General features: G+C 34.4%; 1 protein-coding gene. It reads left to right on the top strand.

The features are described 5' to 3' along the window. Positions 1-896: aKG-HExxH-type peptide beta-hydroxylase (locus Q5741_RS21425; RefSeq protein WP_305026139.1), on the top strand; the 896-nt coding region annotated here is incomplete at its 5' end. Positions 897-1381: the final 485 nt, after the last annotated feature.

Here is a 1381-nt window from a genome sequence, read left to right as displayed (position 1 = left end):
TCACTCGTCCCCTCGTTTGTTTTCATTTTATTTCATACGAGGGTGTTTATCGACTGCATTTTTATCGTAGCACTCCAAACGTTGATTCTGTAATTGATTTTTATTATGGTGAAGGTTTTAGCGACACTCTGAGTAATGACTCCAAAAAAACAAACTATTTTGAAGCACTCAATGCGATTCAGAAAACAAAAATCCCCTCAAACTCGGAGAAGGTTGAAGTTACTTTCGACAACAGAAATCTATGTGATCTTTTATTAGAAAATCATATGATTGACGCTGAGGATTTAGAGGGAGATAAGCATTTATTTCTAAATGAAGAAAGAGACCAAATACTTTATAATATATCTAAAGCACTCGAATTGATCAAAATCCTTCATGAGGATCTTTATAAATTATTTAATCAACTTATAGGGTCAATTTATTTAATAAAAAAAGATGGATTTGGTGGAGGATCGGTCTCAGGATTGATAGGACTGATATGGCTGAATCCTCTAAAGGAGTGGACAGTTATTGATTATGCAGAAGCCTTGTGCCATGAGTTTATTCATAACAGTCTTTTTTTAGACGATATGGTCAACAGTGTATTTCCTGATCCTTATGCCTGTGCAAGTGATGAAGCATTAACCACTTCTACTATCCTTAAGATAAAAAGGCCATTAGACAGATCATACCATGCCGCCAACGTGTCGATAGGAATAATGCATTTGTATTACATGCTACATGATAAGAATAAATCGTATATGTACAAGGATGATTTAGCTAATACTATTTCTGAGATTAATGAACGTCAGAAGTTTTTAGGGGATCAAGGTCTTTTAATTTTCAACGAAATGAAAAACTTCTTGACTTACTTTGACTTTGAAAGTATCACATTATCTCTGAGAGGAGAATTATAATTACATATGGACATTGATTACGGTAAGTAGCTAGCCTATTGCTAGCTACTTTTTTGTTCAATATAAGTACACTCTGAATAGAAACTTTAAATATGAATAGATTATAAAATAAGTTTAGTACAAACTGACTTGTTTAAAGAGCAAAGTGTTGATTTACGGAGGATCTTCGATACATAAGAGCAGACGATCATACTCTAAGGTATGGGTAACAAGGAGAGTTGCGTTTAAATAAAAATGCTATTAAAAGACCATGAAGCGGATATATCCATGACGGATCTGTTCAGTTTTGGGATTGTGATCTTATACCATACTACATCATCTTTTAGAACTGGCGCACAGCCCTTAAAAAATCAGGTTTGGGCGATGGATATAAATGATTCTGACAGTAATAAAAGTGTGGCAAGCTTCTAGGTCGTGTCTGAAAACTCTTCATTGAGTCAATTTGAAAATGGCAGCCACGTATACAAACGCCAAGAATGACTTAG

The organism is Paenibacillus lacisoli, from assembly GCF_030580655.1.
In the GTDB taxonomy this organism is placed as follows: Bacteria; Bacillota; Bacilli; order Paenibacillales; family Paenibacillaceae; genus Paenibacillus; species Paenibacillus lacisoli.
The sequence above is the reverse complement of the archived record's forward strand: the minus strand, read 5'-3'. Positions and strand labels throughout refer to the sequence as shown.